Genomic DNA, 21,373 nt, shown 5'->3' on the forward strand with positions numbered 1-21,373 from the left:
AAAAAGAAACGACGCACTGCATATCAATTTAAATCGTTCACAACAGTGCGTCGTTGTGTGGGGTGCATTATAGAGAAAAATAAAACTCGTGCAAGTACTTTTTGCAAAAAATTTTAAAAATCTTATTAAACGAACACATTTAATACAATTCGAACAAAACACTAGCTAAAAATGTCGATTAACTGCTCTTGCAATCCACTTTGGCGTTGTACTTTCGCTTTTATGCTTGGCATCCACGTTTTTTCATCGCCAAATAGCGTGAATTTTTCTTTCGCACGCGTAATTGCAGTATACACCAATTCTTTCGTTAATACTGGTGAACTCGCCAATGGCATCACAAATAAAGTATGTTCAAATTCTGAACCTTGTGATTTATGCACCGTCATCACATAAGCAGGTTCATACGCTGGCACACGGCTAATCGACAAACTCAAATAATCGCCATTTACTTTCGTATCAAAATAAACCCGCAATGCACCACTTTCATCAGGCAGAATAATACCAATATCGCCACTATATATATGATGCTGCGGTGCATTTTCGGTAATCAGAATAGGCTTTCCAACATAACTCTCTCGCGAATGCCCAAATTTCACTAGCTTCGCATTTTGCAACGCCTCTGCAACCCTCTGATTTAACCGATTTACCCCCAACTCACTCACACGCAACGCTGCCAAAAATCGAACTTTTTGAAACGCATTGAAAATCTCTTCAACCGAAACAACCTCAGGCTTGCACTCTCTTGCCCTCGCTTTTTGCAAATAATCGCGATATAACGTCACCGCTTTTTGCACAACTAAATCGGCACAATGTTGTACCCACTGACTTTTCTCAGCAAATTCAGTAACAGCTGGATACGCCACATATTCCAACTCCTCATGCCGACCATTTGCAATAGTTTGCCAAGATTTTACCGCTTGTTGTGCATTTACTTCTTTTGCCAATAAGCCAATGCCCGAATTTTCATCAAAACGGAAACTTTTACGTAAATGACAAAGCGAATCACGAATCGCTAAGCCATCAGATTGAGCCGTTAATTGATAACCCGTTACCGAAGCCACATAATCGGTATGAACTTGGCTGTAACCTTGTGTAATAAAATAGCCAAGTTGCGCCATAATCGCCCCAGCCTCAACCGAAGCAAGCTGATCTTTATCGCCTAACATAATCAAGCGTGTACTTGGCTTAAGTGCACTCATCAATTTTTCCATTAAAAATAGATCGATCATTGAAGCCTCATCCACCACCAAGAGATCCAAATGCAGTGGATTTTTCTGATGATAAATCGGCTGATCGCATTGAGGACGTATTCCCAACAACCGGTGAATTGTCAAAGCATTAATTTCCAGTTTTTCTTTCATTACCCACGGTAAATCTAGCTCATCCCAGTTCGCAATAATTGACTCTTTTAAGCGAGCAGCTGCTTTTCCCGTTGGAGCAACCAACGCAATATTTAGCAAGCCTTTATTTTCTGCTTGTTGCTTTAACTGTAATGCCGCCAACAAGCGAGCTACCGTTCTAGTTTTTCCCGTACCTGGGCCACCAGAAATCACGCAAAAACGTTTACGCAATGCTGTTGCAACCGCCACTTTTTGCCAATCAGTTTCATCTGCTTGAGCCGAACCAAACAAGCGTGCCAAAATCGCACGATCTTCTTCCACATTTGCATTTTCTGTCTCCGTTTCAACCGCTTGTTGCAAGTAACATGCAATTTGCTGCTCTGCTTGCCAATAGCGATAAAAATAGATTAACTCGCCTTGAAACAGCATTGGAGCAACTTGAGTTGCATCATGGCTAAACGCAATGTGATCTGCCAAAATTTCTTGCCATTCAAGCGGTGAACTTTGTTCAATTTTTTGCAAAATCTCTGCTAACCAAATCGCTTGCTCTGGATGATACTCTCGCAAGCCAAACGGATTTTTTACCGCATTTGAACTTAGTCGCACCGCACTATGCCCTTGCATCACATTAAACGAAACGAGAGCAGCTAAAAACACCGCCAAATTCTGTTGTAATGACGAGTAGTTGTAACCTTGCTGTTTACGATCAATCAATTTAGCAAATTGATAATTGATTTCTGAAATGATTTTTTGCTCTTTAAGCGTATGAAGAAGGGCTAGCATTGCGGTAATCCGTTAAAGATAGAGATTGAAAATGACTACTTGAATTATCTAATTTTCGCAATCCCTTGTCCAGAAATGAAGTTCAGGCGTATAATGCTTTTATTTTTGAAGTGATAAAAACAAAATGAAACCAGCCATTGCAACCATCAATAGTGCGGCACTTCGCCACAACATTCAACTCATCAAATCTTTCGCGCCTAATCAAAAATTACTTGCTATGATCAAAGCCAATGCCTATGGCCAAGGGCTTCTTCCTGCAGCTCATATTCTAGCCGACCAAGTGGATGGCTTTGGTGTTGCACGGCTGCGTGAGGCACTTGAAATTCAAGAAACAGGCTATACAGGCAAAATTCTGTTAGTGGAAGGTTTTTTTGATCGTGAAGAGTTGCTCAAAACGCTTTCGCGCCGCTTTGACAGCGTAATTCACTGCTATGAACAGCTCGAATTGCTAGAGCAAGTTGCCAAAGAATGGGAAGAGGAGCAACAAAAAGGCTTTTGGAAACGCAAAACTAAGATCTATTTTCCGATCAATGCTTGGTTAAAAATCGATACAGGAATGCACCGACTAGGTGTGCATCCTGAGCAAGTAGATGAATTTTATCAACGCCTTAAAAAATGCCCGTTGGTTGAAAATATCAGCTTTGTCAGCCATTTCAGCCGTGCCGATGAATTAGATTGCGGCTACACCGAAAAACAAATCTCTACCTTTGAACAAGCCACTCAAGCTTACCCCAAACATGCTCGCAGTATTTCCGCTTCTAGCGGTATTCTCTATTGGAAGCAAGCACATTACGAATGGGTACGCCCAGGCATTATTATGCATGGTATTTCCCCCCATTACGAACCCATCACTCATCTTGGCTTCCAACCTGTGATGACACTTTCCTCTTCTCTCATTGCCGTCCGCACTCACAAAGCGGGCGAACCTGTTGGCTATGGCGGCACTTGGGTTAGCTCTAAAGACACTAAACTTGGCGTAATTGCAATGGGCTATGGCGATGGCTACCCTCGCAACGCCCCTGAAGGTACGCCTGTACTGATTAACGGCCGTAAAGTACCAATTGTCGGACGCGTTTCAATGGATATGCTTACGGTCGATCTTGGTGCAAATAGCCAAGACAAAGTAGGCGATGAAGCAATCTTCTGGGGCAAAGACTTACTCATTGAAGAAGTTGCCAAACACATAGGAGTAATTAGCTATGAGCTAATAACCAAACTCACCCCACGCGTGATTTTTGAGTATAAAAACGGCTGAAACAAGCGTTGGAATGGATTTAAACATAAAAGAAAACTTCAAACTTTGGGCCTGCCTTGCTCGCCGATCAGGAAAACATAGTGATAAAGACAAACAAGCTTTAGTAGGTATGAAGTTTGGATTCTAATCGCTAAAATACATAGAAAAGCCCCTGTAACCTAAAAGTATACAGGGGCTAAATTATTTAAGCGGTCAAATTCGACCTAAACTTTGCAAATTAACGCGTACTTGTGCTCGTGGTTGTACGGCTTGCACGTTTACGTTCTACTTCAGTCAGGAGTTTTTTACGAATACGTACAGAAGTTGGCGTTACTTCCACTAACTCGTCATCATCGATAAATTCTAATGCTTGCTCAAGTGTCATTTTCACAGGAGTAGTGAGCGTTAAGGCATCATCTTTACCTGAAGCACGCATATTAGTTAGTTTTTTACCTTCCAATGGGTTTACGGTTAAGTCGTTTGAACGACTGTGAATACCGATAACTTGACCTTCGTAGATTTCTGCACCGTGTTCTACCATCAATTTGCCGCGATCTTGTAAGGCGTAAAGTGAGTATGCCAATGCTTTACCTGTGCCGTTTGAAATTAATACACCGTTGATACGCTGACCAATTTCTCCTGGTTTCACATCGTCATAGTGGCTGAAGCTTGAGTAAAGTAAACCAGTACCTGATGTCATTGTCATAAAGTCATTACGGAAACCGATTAAACCACGGCTTGGGATGATATACTCTAAACGGGTACGACCTTTACCATCTGGCACCATATCACGCACTTCACCTTTACGGATACCTAATGCTTCCATTACTGCGCCTTGGTGTTGTTCTTCGATATCGATAGTCACTTGCTCGTATGGCTCTTGTTTGCGACCATCAATCTCTTTGAAGATTACTTTTGGACGAGATACTGCTAATTCGTAGCCTTCACGACGCATATTTTCGATCAATACAGATAAGTGTAATTCACCACGACCAGACACACTGAATACATCTGAGTCATCGGTTTCTTCAACACGTAATGCCACATTGTGTACTAACTCTTTCTTCAAGCGTTCTAAGATTTGGCGCGAAGTCACATATTTACCTTCTTGACCACAGAATGGCGAGGTATTTACGCAGAAGAACATCGTTACTGTTGGCTCATCTACAGTTAATGCGGGTAATGCTTCAACATTGTTAATATCACATAATGTATCAGAGATATTGAGTTCGCCTAAACCTGTGATAGCAATAATGTCGCCCGCATAAGCTTCTTCTGCTTCATAACGTTGTAAGCCTAAGTGACCTAATACTTGACCGACACGACCATTGCGAGTGTTACCATCTGCATCAATGATGGTTACAGGTTGGTTCGGTTTTACCGTGCCACGTTTGATACGACCGATACCGATTACACCTAAATATTTGCTGTAATCTAATTGCGAAATTTGCATTTGGAAAGGTTCTTCTAAATGAACATCTGGCGGAGAAACGTGTTCTACAATCGCTTCAAATAGTGGATCCATGTTTGGTGCTAAATCTTCGTGATCTAAACCCGCAACACCATTTAATGCTGAAGCATAAATGATTGGGAAGTCTAATTGCTCGTCAGTTGCACCTAGGTTTACAAATAAATCGAATACTTGATCCACTACCCAGTCAGGGCGAGCACCTGGGCGGTCTACTTTATTGATAACTACGATTGGTTTTAAGCCGTGCGCAAAGGCTTTTTGGGTTACGAAACGCGTTTGTGGCATCGGGCCATCGAACGCATCTACGACTAATAATACTGAATCCACCATTGAAAGTACACGCTCAACTTCACCACCGAAGTCCGCGTGCCCTGGGGTATCTACGATGTTAATACGATAGTCGTTCCAGTTAATTGCAGTGTTTTTCGCGAGAATAGTAATACCACGCTCTTTTTCAAGATCGTTTGAATCCATTACACGCTCTTCTGTGTCGCCACGCGAAGTATCTAGTGTGCCTGAAAGTTTAAGAAGTTTATCAACGAGGGTGGTTTTACCGTGGTCTACGTGTGCGATAATCGCAATATTACGTAGTTTGTTTGTATCTAATTGTTGCATTGAAATTACTTTTTGTTGATGAATGAAAATCCCTCTCTGATTTGAATCCGAGAGGGAAAGGATATTCAGAAATGTGATCTACATCACAATTTAAGGCTCTGGATTATACCGATTTTTCCTAAAATTGACTAGGATTTAATCGGTAAGAGAGTGAACTTTTTTGACCGCTTGTGATTTAACGATATATAAAGAAAATTATACCTCTAACTCCGCTTCATCCCCACGATTTTGCAGCCATTGTTTGCGATCTTCTGCTCTTTTTTTGGCAAGCAACATATCCATCGCTTCAATCGTGCTTTGTAGAGTTTCTGCTTCTGTTTCGCCTTCTTCTGAAAGCGTAAGTTGAATTAAACGACGAGTGCTTGGATCCATCGTGGTTTCACGCAGTTGGCTTGGATTCATTTCACCTAATCCTTTAAAACGTTGTACATTTGGTTTGCCTTTTTTCTTAGCAAGACGGGTTAAAATCGCCTCTTTTTCGGCTTCATCTAAGGCATAATGAACCTCATCTTTACCAATATCAATGCGGTAAAGCGGCGGCATTGCGACATAAACGTGTCCATTTTCCACTAAACTTGGAAAATGGCGTAAAAATAAAGCACAAAGTAAAGTTGCAATATGTAAGCCGTCCGAGTCCGCATCAGCAAGAATACAAATTTTTCCGTAACGTAGCTCGTCTAAATTATCACTATCTGGATCCATCCCGATGGCAATTGCAATATTATGCACTTCTTGCGAAGCCAATACTTGATCGGATGAGACCTCCCACGTATTCAAAATTTTCCCGCGTAATGGCAAAATTGCTTGGTAATCTTTATCGCGAGCCGATTTTGCAGAACCGCCCGCAGAGTCCCCTTCCACAAGGAAAAGTTCAGTTTGGCTTAAATCTTGAGAGATACAATCCGCCAATTTTCCTGGTAAAGCAGGTCCATTCACTAATTTTTTACGCACCACTTTTTTTGCTGCACGCAAACGAGCCTGAGCTGAGCTAATTGCCATTTCAGCAATCTGTTTCCCCACTTGCACATTTTGATTTAGCCATAAACTAAACGCATCTTTAAGTGTGCTTTCTACATAGCTTGAGGCTTGGCGAGAAGATAGACGCTCTTTCGTCTGCCCTGCAAATTGCGGCTCTTGAATTTTGAGCGAAAGTACGTAAGCACAACGGTTCCAAACATCGTCTGCGGTTAATTTCACGCTTTTCGGCAATAAATTATGGATTTCGCAAAATTCTGTCATCGCTTTTAACAAACCGTTACGCAGACCATTGACGTGTGTACCACCTTGAGAAGTCGGGATTAAATTTACGTAACTTTCTGCCAATAATTCGCCTTCTGGCAGCCAAGTTAATGCCCAACTTACCGCTTCTGTTTCATCTACCACATCGCCAATAAACGGCGGATTTGGCAGACATTCATAACCATCTAAAGCTTCATTTAAATAGTCTGAAAGCCCATCTTCATAATACCAAGTTTCTTCGGTTTTATTGATATGGTCTTTAAAATTGATCGTGAGTTTCGGGCAAAGCACCGCTTTGGCTTTAAGCAAATGGCGTAAACGGCTGACCGAAAAATTCGGCGAATCAAAATATTTTGGGTTTGGATAAAAGCGAACCGCCGTGCCCGTTTGTCGTTTTGGGCAACTACCGACTACTTTCAAATCTTCTACTTTTACACCATTTTCAAACGCAATCGTATACACTTCACCATTACGTTTAATCGCAATTTCCACACGTTGTGAAAGGGCGTTCACCACTGAAATTCCCACCCCGTGTAGACCACCAGAGAAAGTGTAATTCTTATTCGAAAACTTACCACCTGCGTGTAGCTTGGTTAAAATTAACTCTACACCTGAAATTTTTTCGGTTGAGTGAATATCCACTGGCATACCACGCCCGTTATCAATCACTTCAAGCGAATTATCTTTGTGCAAAATAACATCAATTTGAGAAGCATAGCCCGCCAGCGCTTCATCCACGCTGTTATCGATAACCTCTTGCCCTAAGTGGTTTGGGCGAGTGGTATCAGTGTACATTCCTGGACGCATCTGGACAGGTTCAAGATCTTTTAAAACCGTAATTTCATCCGCATCATAACGTTTCTCTGCCATACTTCTCTTCTCTATTTTTTCTACTATAAATGGAAATAAAGCCAGCATTTTACACAGAAATGACTGGCTTTTCTATTGCAAATTTTTCTTAAAATTTAACCGCTTGTTTTTGCATTTTCTTCTGAGTTCCAAGGTGCAACCTTAAATAACATCAACATTCCTAGAATTGCGACACAGAAACAGATCCAGAAAAAGTGATAGTAGCCAAAAGCTTCCACCAGATGTCCCGTATAAGCCCCTAAGAATTTACTTGGTAGGGCGGCAAGGCTTGTAAAAATAGCCAATTGCATTGCAGTATAAAGAGGATTAGTTTCACGAGCCATAAAAGCAACGAAAGCGGCAGTACCTAAGCCTACACCTAAGTATTCGCCCGCCATCACAAGCCCCAATTTTAAAAGCTCATTTGTGCTGATAGAAGCGGTTTCAAAATGTCCAAAGCTTGCAAGATAAGCAAAGCCTAAGATAGTAACCAATTGCACGCTACCAAACAGCCACAAAGAACGGTTTACGCCAAGTTTAAGCATAGCTATGCCGCCCACAATACCGCCTCCGATACTGCACCAAAGTGAGGTCGTTTTAACCACCGCTGCGATATGTGATTTGGTAAACCCCATATCCAAAATAAATTTGGTTTGGAGCGAAGTGGCAAGCGAGTCGCCCAGTTTATAAAGAAAAATAAAGAGAATTAACCCCAAGGCTCCCATCACGCCTTTACGAGTGAAAAACTCCACAAAAGGATCCACAAAAGCGGTGTAAAAGGGTTTGCTTTTATCTATGGGCGAATGTTGCGGTTCTTTGGCAATCAGGGTAATCAACAAACAAGGCAATATAAAACTTCCAGTGATGATAAACACTATTTGCCAAGGGTAATGATCTGCTAAAAATAGCGATAATCCGCCAGGAATGAGCCCCGCAATGCGATAAGCATTCACGTGAATGGAGTTGCCCAAACCGAGTTCGTTGTCACTTAAAAGCTCGCGGCGAAAGGCATCAATCACAATATCTTGTGTTGCTGAGAGAAATGCCAACACAATCGAGAGAAGTGTGATGATGCCAATATCTTGCACAGGATCAAAAAAGCCGTAGCTGATTAAAATCAGAAATAACCCGATTTGTGAGAGAAAAATCCAACTACGACGACGCCCTAAAAAAGAAGGAAAATAGCGATCTAATAAGGCAGCCCAAAGAAATTTCCAAGTGTAAGGCAGAGATGTGAGCGTAAAAGCCGCAATGGTTTTGATGTCTAAACTCATCGAGGTAAACCACGCGGGCAAAAGCTGAATCAGCACAAAAAGTGGCAAGCCCGAACAAAAACCTGTGTAGAGGCAAAGCAACATATTCTTTGTGAAAATTTGTTGCCAGATAGATGGTTGATAAGATGGGGAAGCGGTCATTTTTTTCTTCTATTTTGTAAAATTAAATCGGGCGTGTTCAACACGCCCTTACAATATATTAACCCTACTATATTAACCTTTATATCCATTCGGGTTATTTTTTTGCCAATTCCACGTATCACGCATCATTTCATCTAAGCCGTGTTGGGTTTTCCAACCAAGCTCTTCCCATGCTTTTTTCGGATTTGAATAGCAAGTTGCAATATCCCCGGGACGACGAGCTACTAATTTGTATGGCACTTCAATATTGTTCGCTTTTTCGAATGCTTTCACCATATCTAACACAGAGTAGCCTACGCCCGTGCCAAGGTTATAGATGTGACAGCCTGCATCATCTTGGTGTTTTTCTAACGCTTTTAAGTGACCTAATGCTAAATCTACTACGTGAATATAGTCACGCACGCCTGTGCCATCGTGGGTATCGTAATCGCTACCAAATACTGAAAGCTCTTTCAATTTGCCGACTGCCACTTGGCTAATGTACGGTAGCAAATTGTTTGGAATGCCGTTTGGATCTTCTCCAATTAAGCCGCTTGCATGAGCTCCGACTGGGTTGAAGTAGCGCAAAATAACAGCACTCAATTGTGGGAATGCTTTTGCCGTATCTTCTAAAATACGTTCTACCATATATTTTGACGTACCGTATGGGTTAGTTGTACCGCCTACAGGGCAAGATTCTACAATTGGGATAATTTGCGGATCGCCATACACCGTTGCTGATGAGCTGAATACAATCGTATTCACGCCTGCTTTAAGCATCTCTTCAACTAAAACAATAGAACCAGTTACATTATTTTGATAGTAACGTAATGGCTCACGCACGCTTTCGCCCACTGCTTTTAAGCCCGCAAAATGGATCACCGATTCGATTTTATTTTCTGCAAAAATTTTGCGTAAAATACCACGGTCTAACACATCACCTTTGTAAAAAGGCACTTTTTTGCCCGTGATTTTTTCAACACGCTCAAGTGAAATTTCAGATGAATTGCTTAAATTATCTAACACCACCACTTCTCGGTTTGTATTCAATAATTCAACAATAGTATGCGAGCCGATATAACCTGCACCACCAGTCACTAAAATTGCCATAAAAAACTCCTTGTATGAATAATTTGGCTTATTTTACCCCGATTTTATTAAATAATCTTTGATTTTGTGCTAATTTAGTCACTCATTTTTTTACTCTGAGATCCCTATGTTAAAGCTACTCAAAGCACTCTACCGTGTGTTCCGTTGTATTCGTGAAGGCATGGTAACACTCTTCTTCCTACTGTTCGTAATGATCAGCTTTGCTTTTGTGTCATTGCTCAGTTCATTTAACGGTAAGGCTGAAACTGAAGCCATGGCAACCTTTGACCACGGTGCATTAGTGCTCAATTTAAATGGTTATTTGGCAGATAATCGCGAAGAATACCCCGATTTCTACCGCTTGTTAGAAGCCGAAATGGGCAACGAGCAACCGCAAAAATACTCGACTTTTGACGTTGCGAATGCCATTCATCAAGCAAAAGTTGATGAAAAAATTACAGGACTGGTATTAGATTTAGCTAAATTCGAAGGTGGGGATTATCCTTCACTTGATTATCTTGGCAAGCTGATCGAAGATTTCCAAGCATCAGGCAAACCCGTGATTGCAATTGGTCACAGTTTCAGCCAAAAACAATATTATTTGGCGAGCTTTGCCGATCAAATTTACCTCAACAACGCTGGTGCGGTGGAGTTGGAAGGCTTAAAATATAGCACACTCTATTTCAAATCGTTATTCGACAAAATTGAAGCAACGCCATATATCTTCCGTGTAGGCACTTATAAATCTGCAGTTGAACCACTTATTCGCGATGAAATGTCAGTAGAAGCCAAGCAAAATGCGACCGCCTGGTTGTATCCAATGTGGCAAAATGTAAAAGAAAAATTGGCAGAAAATCGAAAAATTTCTGCCGAAAATATCGTCCCGCCATTAGATAAACTGATTGAGATGCGAAAACAAACACAAGGTAATGAAGCTGATTTTGCTTTAAAGCAACAATTCGTGACCCATATCAACAATCAAGCGGAAATTCGCCAAGCACTCGCGGATAAATTCGGAGCAGACGACGAAAAAGGATTCAAATCCATTGATTACCAAGATTACGCAAGCGGTCTGATTGATCGTTTTAATCGCAAAGGTGAAAACAAAATCGCTGTAGTCAATATTGAGGGCGAAATCACAATGGGTGAAAGCCTAGAAAACACAGCGGGGGCAGACACCATCATTGCTCAACTGCAAAAAGTGAAGCAAGATAAAAGCGTGCGAGGATTAGTGCTCCGTATCAATAGCCCTGGTGGCAGTGCCTTAGCTTCGGAACTGATTCGCCAAGAAGTGGAGGCGATCCAAAAATCAGGTATCCCTGTAGTAAGCTCTATGGGCGGAATGGCTGCATCAGGCGGCTATTGGATTGCCGCGACGAGCGATAAAATTTTAGCCGACAAAAACACGCTCACAGGCTCAATTGGCATCTTCGGCGTGATGTTCAATTTAGAAAAAACCGCGAAAAATTTAGGCATACGAGAAGATGGTATCGCTACCTCACCATTAGCGGAAATCAGCAGTTTAAAACCGTTATCTAAAGAGCAGAAAACGCTGATTCAAATGAGCGTAGAACAAGGCTACCGAGAGTTTTTAGATTTGGTCAGCCGTGGGCGCAACATTGCCAAATCCGATGTAGATAAAATCGCTCAAGGGCAAGTTTGGTTAGGTGCTGTTGCCAAAGAGAAAGGATTAGTAGACCAACTTGGTGATTTTGATGATGCATTATATGCAATGAGCGAGTTGCTGAAGCAACAACACCCAGAAGACACACCCGCTTACGAAAAATTGATACCACAATGGTTTAGTGACCGTGATGAATCTCTTTTTGCCGAACTTTCACGCAGTTTCAACAGCAAAATGCAAGTCAGCTTTGCCAAATGGTTAAACCTTCCGATCGCCAAACAAGCGGACGATTTTACTCAAACTTTTGCAAAATTTAACGATCCACAATATCGTTATTTGTATTGTTTGCAGTGTGGGACAGTTAACTAACTTAAATCTTGCTCATCATATAAAAGAGGCTTAAATCTTATTGATTTAAGCCTCTTTTAAGCTTCATCATCTTTGCATTAAATATGCGTTACCACCCAACAATTATGAATATGCGGATTGCGTTCAAAATCTAATGGCAAGGTTTTTTTCGAGATATTTTCCGCTTTTAAGCCTAACTCTGCTAAGCCTTCCATATCCATTTTAAAGCCACGTTTATTGTTTGAGAAAATAATCGTGCCGTCTTGGGTAAGAATGCGTTTGAGTTGGCTCATTAGTTTGATATGGTCACGTTGCACATCCCAGCTTTCATTCATTCGTTTTGAGTTAGAGAATGTTGGCGGATCAACAAAAATCACTTCAAAACGTTCACGACATTCAGCTAACCATTGCAAGCAATCGGCTTGGAATAAGCGATGATTTCTTAATGGAATTTCGTTAAGTTCTAAATTCTGTTCTGCCCAATTAAGATAAGTGTTTGACATATCCACCGTTGTGGTCGCTTTTGCCCCTTGTAATGCGGCGTGAACGGTTGCTGAGCCCGTGTAAGCAAATAGATTGAGGAAGGTTTTGCCCTTTGCCATTTCACCCACCATTTTACGCGTTAAGCGGTGATCTAAAAACAAACCTGTATCAAGGTAATCGGTAAGATTCACCCACAATTTTGCCCCATATTCATTTACGTAGAAATAGTCGCCTTTATTTGCCAATTTTTCGTATTGGTTCGTGCCTTTCTGTTTTTGACGCACTTTGAGCACCAATTTATTGGTTTCTACACCTGTTACATAAAGTGTTGCGGACACCGCATCCAACAAGCGTTGTCGAGCTTTTTGTTCATCAATATTTTTTGGTGCTGCATATTCTTGCACCACAATGTGATCGCCATATCTGTCCACTGCTAAATTATATTCTGGCAAGTCGGCATCATATAATCGATAAGCATCTAAGCCTTGTTGCTTCGCCCATTTTTCAATTTTCTTGATGTTTTTGGCAAGGCGATTTGCGAAATCTGTCGCCACTTGCTGCTCTGGTTTAAATTCCAGTTCGTTTTGTTCTATGTTTTCAATACGTTGCGTGATGGAGTAGTTTTTTTGCACGCAATCAAGCGGTCCATTTTTCGCTTTAAATTGACGAGCTGAACGCAAACGTAAGCAATTGAGTAATTCAGGTTCACCACTGAAAATCGAAGCATTCCAGCCTGTAAATTGCTGTTTTAAACGCTGACCAAACACTGAATAAAGGGCAATTAGTGCAGGTGTTGTACCTAAACGCTCACCATAAGGCGGGTTACAAATCACCGTACCTGTTTGCTCTGGGCAAGGATTTTTAAGGGCAGCAATATCACCTTGTTGCCAGCGAATTGCTTCGCCAACGCCTGCATTGATCGCATTTTGTTTAGCTTTTTGCAGCACGCGATAATCGAGATCAAAACCAAAAAACTGACCGCTTGTCAGTGCTTTTTCGGCTGATTTTGCTTCATTCCAAACTTCGTTCCAAAGTGCCATATCATGCCCTTTCCAGGCGTGAAACCCCCAATGCTTACGCTGAATCTGCGGGGCAATATTTGCCTGCATTTGAGCCGCTTCAATCAGTAACGTGCCTGAACCACACATCGGATCAACCAATGGCGTACCTTGTTGCCAGCCAGAGCGTAATACAATTGCTGCAGCTAAAGTTTCACGCAATGGTGCTTTGCCTGTGTCTGAACGATAACCACGCATATGCAAGGCTTCGCCACTTAAATCAAGCGAAATGACTAAATCATCACGGTTTAGATAGACATGAATACGTACATCTGGGGCAATTTTATCCACAGCAGGGCGTTCAAAGCCTTTGCGTTCGAAGTAGTCTACGATGCCATCTTTCACACGCATCGCACCGAATTGAGTGTTGCGAATTTCACGGTTTGTGCCGTTGAAATCGATGAAAAATGTATCACGAGGATCGAAAAGTTCCGCCCAGTTGTAGCCAACCACAGAAGCATATAAATCTAAATCGCTAAAGATTTTTGTGGTAACTAACGGCAGTAAAATGCGAGAAGCTAAACGGCTATGAAGTAAGGCTTGATACACGCCTTTTTGAGTAGTAGTAAAATGCACGCCGCCTTGAGCGACTTTACAGCTTGCGCCACAAATTTGTTCTAGCTCAGTTTTGAGCATCTCTTCAAAGCCACGTGCTGCAGTGGCAAAATAGGTTGTTTGAGTAGTCATAAATTCATTCTTTTAATCAAAATTTGGGCTATTATAGCGGAACAAGCGGTTAAAAACTTACAAAGTTTTGCAATTTTTATTGGTAAGAAGATGGCGATTTTTTAGCCTAGATCAAAAAGAGTGCACTCTACCTAAAATGGGTAACTTGTTTTGGGTGGTGAGAGTGAGAAAATAGTCATCTTAATTAGTGTGTAATAAATATGAGGCAAGAAATGACTGAACCTTATAAAATTCTTTTAATTGATGATCACCCTTTAATGCGTAAAGGAATGCGTCAAATTCTTGAGCTCGAAACGGATTTTGTAGTAGTTGGGGAAGCGAGCAATGGCTCAGAGGGTATTGCTAAAGCGTTAGACCTGCAGCCAGATTTGATTATTTTGGATCTGAATATGAAAGGCATTTCAGGCTTGGATACTTTGCGTTCATTGCGTGCTCACGATGTAGATGCTCGCGTGGTGGTGCTTACTGTGTCGGACGAACAATCTGATATTTTAGCACTAATGGATGCGGGTGTAGATGGCTATTTATTGAAAGATAGCGACACCGCAGAGTTGATTGAAAATATCCAAAAAGCTGCACGTGGTGAAATGGCATTAAGCGAAACCGTGCATCAGCATTTGCTTCGTCAACCAGAAAGCGATCCACTTTCACAACTTACCGATCGCGAATTAGATGTTTTACAATGGATTGCAACAGGAATGTCGAACAAACAAATTGCCGCTCAGCTTTTTATTTCTGAAGAAACGGTGAAAGTGCATATCCGTAATTTACTTCGGAAATTAAATGTACATTCACGCGTTGCTGCAACAGTGCTTTACTTAGCTCAACAAAAAGGCTAATATTCGCCTCTTTTTTGAACGAGAGGATGGCAGACAATGGCGTTGTTGATTACCGCAAAATGTACCAACTGTGATATGTGTTTACCTGAATGCCCGAATGAGGCAATTTCGGTGGGTGATGAGATTTATGTTATCGATCCGTTGCTTTGTACAGAATGCGTTGGGCATTATGAAAAGCCTACTTGCCAGAAAGTCTGTCCGATTACCAACTGCATTATTACTGATAGCAATCATCAAGAAACCCAAGAAGAGCTTTGGGAGAAGTTTGTGTTGATTCATCATGCACATAAGCTGTAATTCTCAATCAATTAAACACCGTAAGCAAATGCAAGCGGTGTTTTTTTGTTGCTCATTTTCCAATATGTATTGAGCATATTTACGGAGGCAAATTTGAAAAAAAGTATTTACGATACCCCCATCTTTTTTGAACGCTATCAGCAGTTACGCCATAACCCTATCAGTATGAATGAAGTCGTTGAAAAACCTACGATGTTTGGAATGTTACCTGAATTGAAAGGCAAAAAGGTTCTCGATCTTGGTTGTGGAATGGGTGGGCACCTTGCTTATTATTTAGAGCAAGGTGCAAGTCAGGTTGTTGGATTAGATTTATCTGAGTTGATGCTTCACAAAGCGAAAGAAATGCTGTCTAAGAATTGGCAAGAGGGACATAATTTTAAGCTCTATTGTTCGCCGATGGAATTTCTCGATCAAATAACTGAAAATCAGTTTGACCTTGTTGTGAGTTCTTTTGCATTTCACTATATCGATGATTTTTCAGATTTACTTGCAAAAATCTCAGCAAAAATGACCGCATACGGCATACTTCTTTTTTCACAAGAGCACCCTATTGTAACTTGCTATCGAGATGGTTATCGTTGGGAAAAAAATGAACAAAAACAACAGGTTGCATATCGTCTAAATTATTATCGTGATGAGGGAGAGCGTAGCCGAAACTGGTTTCAACAATCTTTTAAAACTTATCATCGTACAATAGCAACCATCTTTAACCAGCTCATTCGAGCCGGCTTTGACATCGCTCAAGTAGAAGAACCTATGCTTGCCGATAAACCAGAATGGCATAACGAGTTTAAAGATTTACAACATCGCCCACCACTTTTATTTGTCAAAGCGGTAAAAAATAACATTGTTTCGTAAAATCTGACTAAGGCATCTATGGCATAATCTCGCTATAATACGTTTATTGATTTTATGCGAAAAAGGGCGAGATTATGCCACAACCTCATTCTACTATTCAGTTATCTCTCGAAATCTTACGTTTCATTCCTAAAAAAGGGGCAATCACTGCCGAGCAAGTTCATCAAAAACTCTCCGAACTCGGAATAAAACGTGAACTTCGCACCATTCAACGCCAAATGAAAAAACTTTGCGAGCAGTTTGACATTGAATGCGATGAACGTGATAGGCCTTATGGATACCGCTGGAAACCAAATGCAAAAGGGATTGATTTGCCGATTTTAAACGAGCAGCAATCTCTTGTTTTAATGCTTGCCAAGCAGTATCTCAATGGTATTCTCCCCGCTAGCATTATGAGCTCAATGGAGGGTTTCTTCCAACAAGCGGAATATAATCTGGTTTACGACAGCCACAAAAAATCGGGAGCGGAATGGCTTGATAAAGTCGCCATTGCACCAACTAGCCAACCCCTTTTGCCTGCTAAAATTGAACCGAAGATTTTCACAGAAATTAGCACCGCACTTTATAACAACCGCCTATTAAATGTGCATTATCGCAATCAAACTGGCAAAGAACACAAAGCAGACGTTAAACCGCTCGCCCTTGTGCAGCAAGGGGCAGCACATTATTTAGTGGTGCAATATGAAGATGGCAATATTTTCCATCTTGCCCTGCATCGTTTTCTCAATGCTACTGCAACCACGTTCACTTTTGAACGCCCAAAATTCAACCTAAAACATTATCTCACTGAACAACATTTTGGCTTTGGTAACGGCAAGAAAATCAGTCTGACTTTTCGCATTGGTAAGCCTTATGGTTTCCATTTAACCGAAACGCCGTTGTCCACAGATCAAGAAATCACAGACGAAGGCGAAACTTATTTAGTTCGTGCAACAGTGGTGGAAAGTGAGATGCTGAATTGGTGGATTGCGAAGTTTGGGGAGGAGATTGATGAGATTGGAAGGGAATATCTTTAATGCGACAGAATTTGTCGCCTAAATATGCTAATCTATTTATTATTTAAATACAGGAGTAAATGATGAAAACAACCCAAATTTGGTGTATTGGTGGAAGAGGATTGAATAGCCTTGTTCGTCTGCGTGAGAATTTTCCTACTGCGGAATATTGTGTTGTAGGTAGCGTTCAAGAGAACTTAGAAAATTTGGATACAACCACCGTGTTATTAGAAAAGTCTGAAGTTAAACAAAAAACAATGTTTGGAGGATTTTTTAACGCATTATGTAAGAGTGAGCCTAAATCTAAGCCAATCGTGCTTGTCGAACCTCATTTTGCAGAAATTATTGAAAAGCTACAAGGCTGTAAAAAGTTAATCTTGGTGGCTGGTTTAGGTGGAGACACAGGTTCAGTTGCAACACCTGCAATCGCAAAATTGGCTAAACAACAAGGTTGTACTGTTATTGCAGCAGTAACGACCCCTTTCATTTATGAAGGTGAAACACGAACGAAATTAGCGCAGCAAGCCTTGCAAGAATTGAAGGATTACACTGATGAGTGCATTGTTGTTGATAATCAAGAAATGTTGATGTTACCGAAAAATATATCAATGCAAGATGCTTTTGCTGAAATGGATAATATCACAGTGGTAAAGTTAAAAGAGCATATCTAGCTTTTTAACGACACAAAATGTCGCTAAATCCCCTAAAATACCTTTCGTCAAAAGACGAAAGGTATTTTTTATGGAGCGATAATATGTCAAACGTAGAAACAGTGCAAAAAGGGTATAAGTTAAATTCGCCAACAGTATCAAATTACACTGAAAAAATGATGCTAAAAGTGTTGTTTGAACATAAAGGATTAGAAACGCTTTTTGAAGAAGCTCGGTGGAAAAGTGATGAGGTGGCACAAGCATTGGGATTACCCAATAAATTGGAGCAAGAAGAAAAATTACCTGAAATCGTGGCGGAGTTATTAAAACCACGCTACGAAATATTACAGAAGATGCCTACATTTTCTGATAAAAATGTAAAGTAAAAATAAAGGCAAACAATGTTTGCCTATGATGTTTATTCTAAACCGTTTTCACTTATTCCCGCTTTTGTGCTAAAAAATAATCCAGCAAAGCCGAAAACAAAGAAACTTATTGCAGAATAATATACTAACTGAATGCAATTTAAGACAGGCATATTTTCATTATTAAATGTAAGAACATCGCCTACGGTAAAAGCATATCCAACACTTAATGAAAAAAGCACAATAATTTTTCCAATTGTTCTTTCTATATTCATTACTTTTAGTCCAAATAATGCAATTAAAAGTAAGACTATAAGAATTGCAGAACTAATAAATAGATCATTCATTTTACTATCTCTTAATTTCTTCTAACATTTCGCAACTATTAGAATTGCCATTTTTACAAGATTTTTGAAACCATAATATTGCTTTCTTTTTATTCTTCTTAGCTAAATAACTATAGCCGAGGACAAATTGAGAACTTGAAATAATCTCTTGGTTGAATTCGTTAATAGGTGCGTTTGCTACAGGTTCAGCATATTCTATAGCTTTAGAATAATTACCTTTTTGCAGTTCATACGCTGCCTGCAGATTGCGATTCGCCCTTGCTGCTTCTATTTTTACTTGTGCAGCAGTCAATACATTAGCGTAAGTAGATACACTCATTAATGATAAACCTAGTAATGTTGTAGTAACAGTTATTTTAAACTTGTTCATTTTTCATTCCTTATTATAGAAAATTTTTTAGCAAGATGTTTTGTGTTATCTCTGTAAAGAGATAACACTAGTAAGTATACTTACTGGCAAATTGGCTATAAAAAGTGTATAAAAAACAGCGATCACTCGCTTATATAAAGATGGAAATATCATAGATGGCACAGTAAATTGATCTGCCCCCCTAAATATCTCCCTAAAATTCTGGGCTGTATAGATATTATGTGAGATGCAAAAAGACAATAAAAAAGCTGTAAAGCTAGAAAAATAAAGGATTCGTAAAGGGTTTTGGGATTTCGTGAGATGTTGAGAAAAGTTGAATTGGTGCCAGTGGTCGGACTCGAACCGACACGCTTATTCAGCGGCGGATTTTGAATCCGCTACGTCTACCAATTTCGTCACACTGGCTAAATTTTGAGGGTATTACAAGGTTTGTAATAGCATGAATTATAGAAATTCTTCCCAGTAAATGCAAGCGGTTTATTTTACTTTACGGTTTGTTCGTTCTAAATTTCAGCAGTTCTCTCATAAAGTTATTCACATGATCTGTGGATAACCTCGTGAGTAACTCTATGGATAATTCGCTATCCATATGATTTTTAAAGAATATTTATTTCTATTTAAGTAGCGAACAAAAAAGAAACAATCTTACTTGATTGCGATCACTTCGCTAAGAATTTGTCCATTTACAAGCTGTGTAGTAATTCGATCACCTTTGGTGATCTGTTTTGTATTTGTAATCACGTGCTGTTGATCATTTTGTGTGATCGAATAACCACGCCCTAAAATTTTAAGCGGGCTTAATCCATCTAACTTCGTGCATAATGCATGGAAGCCTTGCTGCTGTTTAGTGAATTGCTTTTCGATTAAATAGGTTAGTCTATGCGACAATTGCTGCAAGTTCTGGTTTTGGCGACTAATGTTATGCGGTAAAGTGCTGTTATCTAACCACTGTTTGGCAAAATAGAATTTCTGTCTTTTTACATTAAAAAGTTGCTCTATTTGCTTGCAAAGTCGCGTTTCTTGCTGTGTTAAATGCAATTTTTGCAGTTCTAATTGACGACTTGGATGCTTTGCTTGTACCCGTAAAAAAAGCTGAGCAATTTTCTGCTCTTTTAGCTTCAAAGATTGCTCTAATCTCCCTTGCAAGCGGCCAAAAATCTGAGTTAATTTGAAATGAAGCAACTCAAGCTGTTTTGCTGGGCTTTGGGCATTTAAGCGAAGGTTAATGTGTTGAAAACGAGAAAGTTTTTCCGCCCAAAGACGATCAAATGCCAAGTTCACCATGTTTAAATGATGTTGTAGTTGTCGCACAATTTCTTGCTGATCTCGGCTAACTAATTCCGCTGCAGCAGACGGGGTTGGAGCGCGTAAATCCGCTACAAAATCGGCAATCGTTACATCGGTTTCGTGCCCAACAGCACTAATAATTGGCAACTCAGATTGATAAATCGCATAAGCCACCGCTTCTTCATTGAAGCACCAAAGATCTTCAAGCGAACCACCACCACGCCCCACAATCAACACATCACATTCTTTACGTTGATTAGCTAGTCTGATCGTATCGATAATATCTTGCGTTGCCTCTTTTCCTTGCACTAGTGTTGGATAGATTACAACTTGAAGCGATGGATCACGGCGGTTCAAAATATGTAAAATATCCTGCAATGCGGCTCCACTTGGCGATGTAATTATCCCCACTCGTTTTACAAATTTGGGAATTGGCTTTTTATGCTCTTGAGCAAAGAGCCCTTGTGCTGCCAACTTCATTTTGAGTCCTTCAAACTGCTGTTGAAGCAAACCATCGCCCGCCATTTGCATACTTTCAATAATTAGTTGGTAATCACCGCGTGGCTCATAAAGGCTAACACTCGCTCTTACCAACACTTGCATTCCGTTTTGTGGGCGAAAATTCACACGTAGATTTTTCATCTTAAACATCGCACAACGCACTTGAGCATTCTCATCTTTGAGCGTGAGATACCAATGCCCCGAAACAGGCTGACTGAAATTCGAAATTTCGCCCGTAAGCCAAACTTGCCCAAGCTCCACTTCGAGCAAATGACGGACAGAATAGTTAAGCTGAGTCACGGTAAAAATATTGGAAGTTGAATTTTGCATAAATGTTGATGCGGATAATTAAATGATTTGAGAACAGTTTAAAGCAGAAAGAAAGATGGCTGCAAGCGGTTATTTTTGAATACTACTTTGCAAATAAGAAAAAACCCTTCGATATAAATCGAAGGGTTAAGAATTTGGTTGCGGGGGCCGGATTTGAACCAACGACCTTCGGGTTATGAGCCCGACGAGCTACCAAGCTGCTCCACCCCGCGTCTGATAGAGTGTATAATACGCCGAATAGTGAAAATAGCAAGCCTTATTTTCAAAAAAGCATTTGTTTGACTATTTCTAAAACAAATTCAATATAAAACCACCAAAAC

At 40.4% G+C, this 21,373-nt stretch carries 17 protein-coding genes and 2 tRNA genes; 8 read left to right on the forward strand and 11 right to left on the reverse strand.

Features of this window, described 5'->3' with window-relative positions; translation table 11 throughout:
• Window positions 1-161 precede the first annotated feature (161 nt).
• A complete protein-coding gene (recD, locus tag B0184_RS05315) occupies window positions 162-2,123 on the reverse strand; it encodes an exodeoxyribonuclease V subunit alpha (protein ID WP_005709614.1) in 1,962 nt (653 codons plus the stop codon).
• A gap of 124 nt (window positions 2,124-2,247) precedes the next feature.
• Here recD and alr point away from each other — a divergent pair, with 124 nt between their 5' ends.
• On the forward strand, window positions 2,248-3,378 hold the full coding sequence (alr, locus tag B0184_RS05320; protein WP_005709672.1) for an alanine racemase: 1,131 nt from the start codon (window positions 2,248-2,250) through the stop codon (window positions 3,376-3,378).
• A gap of 217 nt (window positions 3,379-3,595) precedes the next feature.
• Here alr and typA read toward each other — a convergent pair whose 3' ends face one another.
• The 4 genes from typA to galE form a co-directional block, all read right to left on the reverse strand.
• Window positions 3,596-5,443: a translational GTPase TypA gene (gene typA / locus B0184_RS05325; protein WP_005709642.1), complete on the reverse strand. Its 1,848-nt coding sequence runs from the start codon at window positions 5,441-5,443 to the stop codon at window positions 3,596-3,598.
• A 195-nt stretch (window positions 5,444-5,638) separates the two neighbouring features.
• Window positions 5,639-7,552 carry a DNA topoisomerase IV subunit B gene (gene parE, locus B0184_RS05330; protein WP_005709611.1) on the reverse strand — a complete coding sequence of 638 codons (1,914 nt, stop codon included), beginning with the start codon at window positions 7,550-7,552 and terminating at the stop codon, window positions 5,639-5,641.
• Window positions 7,553-7,647: 95 nt separating this feature from the next.
• On the reverse strand, window positions 7,648-8,946 hold the full coding sequence (locus tag B0184_RS05335; protein ID WP_005709697.1) for an AmpG family muropeptide MFS transporter: 1,299 nt from the start codon (window positions 8,944-8,946) through the stop codon (window positions 7,648-7,650).
• 72 nt (window positions 8,947-9,018) lie between these two features.
• The gene (gene galE, locus B0184_RS05340; RefSeq protein ID WP_005709631.1) at window positions 9,019-10,035 is read right to left on the reverse strand and encodes a UDP-glucose 4-epimerase GalE; all 1,017 of its coding nucleotides are present in this window, start codon (window positions 10,033-10,035) and stop codon (window positions 9,019-9,021) included.
• Window positions 10,036-10,141: 106 nt separating this feature from the next.
• Between galE and sppA the strand changes: the two genes are divergently transcribed.
• Window positions 10,142-12,007 carry a signal peptide peptidase SppA gene (sppA, locus tag B0184_RS05345; protein WP_005709654.1) on the forward strand — a complete coding sequence of 622 codons (1,866 nt, stop codon included), beginning with the start codon at window positions 10,142-10,144 and terminating at the stop codon, window positions 12,005-12,007.
• A 77-nt stretch (window positions 12,008-12,084) separates the two neighbouring features.
• On the opposite strand, the gene rlmKL is transcribed toward sppA, so the two are convergent.
• Window positions 12,085-14,214, reverse strand: coding sequence for a bifunctional 23S rRNA (guanine(2069)-N(7))-methyltransferase RlmK/23S rRNA (guanine(2445)-N(2))-methyltransferase RlmL (gene rlmKL, locus B0184_RS05350; RefSeq protein ID WP_005709616.1), 2,130 nt, complete (start codon window positions 14,212-14,214; stop codon window positions 12,085-12,087).
• Between the two features lie 212 nt (window positions 14,215-14,426).
• Here rlmKL and B0184_RS05355 point away from each other — a divergent pair, with 212 nt between their 5' ends.
• From B0184_RS05355 to B0184_RS05380, 6 genes are all read left to right on the forward strand, one after another.
• Window positions 14,427-15,053: a response regulator gene (locus B0184_RS05355; RefSeq protein WP_005709693.1), complete on the forward strand. Its 627-nt coding sequence runs from the start codon at window positions 14,427-14,429 to the stop codon at window positions 15,051-15,053.
• Window positions 15,054-15,089: 36 nt separating this feature from the next.
• Window positions 15,090-15,350 carry a YfhL family 4Fe-4S dicluster ferredoxin gene (locus B0184_RS05360; RefSeq protein ID WP_005709687.1) on the forward strand — a complete coding sequence of 87 codons (261 nt, stop codon included), beginning with the start codon at window positions 15,090-15,092 and terminating at the stop codon, window positions 15,348-15,350.
• Between the two features lie 93 nt (window positions 15,351-15,443).
• Window positions 15,444-16,208, forward strand: a complete 765-nt coding sequence (locus B0184_RS05365; protein ID WP_005709678.1) for a class I SAM-dependent methyltransferase — start codon at window positions 15,444-15,446, stop codon at window positions 16,206-16,208.
• A 74-nt stretch (window positions 16,209-16,282) separates the two neighbouring features.
• Complete coding sequence (locus tag B0184_RS05370; protein ID WP_005709637.1) at window positions 16,283-17,224, forward strand: helix-turn-helix transcriptional regulator; 942 nt, start codon at window positions 16,283-16,285, stop codon at window positions 17,222-17,224.
• A gap of 59 nt (window positions 17,225-17,283) precedes the next feature.
• Complete coding sequence (locus B0184_RS05375) at window positions 17,284-17,874, forward strand: FtsZ/tubulin family protein (RefSeq protein ID WP_078177645.1); 591 nt, start codon at window positions 17,284-17,286, stop codon at window positions 17,872-17,874.
• Between the two features lie 83 nt (window positions 17,875-17,957).
• Window positions 17,958-18,239: a hypothetical protein gene (locus B0184_RS05380; protein WP_005709646.1), complete on the forward strand. Its 282-nt coding sequence runs from the start codon at window positions 17,958-17,960 to the stop codon at window positions 18,237-18,239.
• Between the two features lie 32 nt (window positions 18,240-18,271).
• Here the strand turns inward: B0184_RS05380 and B0184_RS05385 are convergent, their stop codons facing one another.
• The 5 genes from B0184_RS05385 to B0184_RS05405 all read right to left on the reverse strand — a co-directional run bounded on the left by B0184_RS05385 (window position 18,272) and on the right by B0184_RS05405 (window position 21,265).
• On the reverse strand, window positions 18,272-18,565 hold the full coding sequence (locus tag B0184_RS05385) for a hypothetical protein (protein ID WP_005709623.1): 294 nt from the start codon (window positions 18,563-18,565) through the stop codon (window positions 18,272-18,274).
• Window positions 18,566-18,569: 4 nt separating this feature from the next.
• Entirely contained in the window at window positions 18,570-18,935 is a 366-nt protein-coding gene (locus B0184_RS05390) for an SEL1-like repeat protein (protein WP_039851595.1), read from the reverse strand.
• 319 nt (window positions 18,936-19,254) lie between these two features.
• Window positions 19,255-19,340, reverse strand: a tRNA-Leu gene (locus B0184_RS05395).
• A 240-nt stretch (window positions 19,341-19,580) separates the two neighbouring features.
• Entirely contained in the window at window positions 19,581-21,053 is a 1,473-nt protein-coding gene (gene xseA, locus B0184_RS05400; RefSeq protein WP_005709589.1) for an exodeoxyribonuclease VII large subunit, read from the reverse strand.
• Window positions 21,054-21,188: 135 nt separating this feature from the next.
• Window positions 21,189-21,265 (reverse strand) — tRNA-Met (locus B0184_RS05405).
• Between the last annotated feature and the right edge of the window lie 108 nt (window positions 21,266-21,373).

The organism is Haemophilus paraphrohaemolyticus (genome assembly GCF_002015045.1).
GTDB classification, from domain to species: Bacteria; Pseudomonadota; Gammaproteobacteria; order Enterobacterales; family Pasteurellaceae; genus Haemophilus_A; species Haemophilus_A paraphrohaemolyticus.

Excerpts from the sequence above, each read along its gene's own strand:
- alr (WP_005709672.1), top strand. The coding sequence starts at position 2,248 with ATGAAACCAGCCATTGCAACCATCAATAGTGCGGCACTTCGCCACAAC.
- B0184_RS05375 (WP_078177645.1), top strand. The coding sequence starts at position 17,284 with ATGATGAAAACAACCCAAATTTGGTGTATTGGTGGAAGAGGATTGAAT.
- parE (WP_005709611.1), bottom strand. The coding sequence starts at position 7,552 with ATGGCAGAGAAACGTTATGATGCGGATGAAATTACGGTTTTAAAAGAT.
- B0184_RS05370 (WP_005709637.1), top strand. The coding sequence starts at position 16,283 with ATGCCACAACCTCATTCTACTATTCAGTTATCTCTCGAAATCTTACGT.
- rlmKL (WP_005709616.1), bottom strand. The coding sequence starts at position 14,214 with ATGACTACTCAAACAACCTATTTTGCCACTGCAGCACGTGGCTTTGAA.
- sppA (WP_005709654.1), top strand. The coding sequence starts at position 10,142 with ATGTTAAAGCTACTCAAAGCACTCTACCGTGTGTTCCGTTGTATTCGT.
- galE (WP_005709631.1), bottom strand. The coding sequence starts at position 10,035 with ATGGCAATTTTAGTGACTGGTGGTGCAGGTTATATCGGCTCGCATACT.
- B0184_RS05360 (WP_005709687.1), top strand. The coding sequence starts at position 15,090 with ATGGCGTTGTTGATTACCGCAAAATGTACCAACTGTGATATGTGTTTA.
- B0184_RS05335 (WP_005709697.1), bottom strand. The coding sequence starts at position 8,946 with ATGACCGCTTCCCCATCTTATCAACCATCTATCTGGCAACAAATTTTC.
- typA (WP_005709642.1), bottom strand. The coding sequence starts at position 5,443 with ATGCAACAATTAGATACAAACAAACTACGTAATATTGCGATTATCGCA.
- B0184_RS05355 (WP_005709693.1), top strand. The coding sequence starts at position 14,427 with ATGACTGAACCTTATAAAATTCTTTTAATTGATGATCACCCTTTAATG.
- B0184_RS05385 (WP_005709623.1), bottom strand. The coding sequence starts at position 18,565 with ATGAATGATCTATTTATTAGTTCTGCAATTCTTATAGTCTTACTTTTA.
- recD (WP_005709614.1), bottom strand. The coding sequence starts at position 2,123 with ATGCTAGCCCTTCTTCATACGCTTAAAGAGCAAAAAATCATTTCAGAA.
- B0184_RS05380 (WP_005709646.1), top strand. The coding sequence starts at position 17,958 with ATGTCAAACGTAGAAACAGTGCAAAAAGGGTATAAGTTAAATTCGCCA.
- xseA (WP_005709589.1), bottom strand. The coding sequence starts at position 21,053 with ATGCAAAATTCAACTTCCAATATTTTTACCGTGACTCAGCTTAACTAT.
- B0184_RS05390 (WP_039851595.1), bottom strand. The coding sequence starts at position 18,935 with ATGAACAAGTTTAAAATAACTGTTACTACAACATTACTAGGTTTATCA.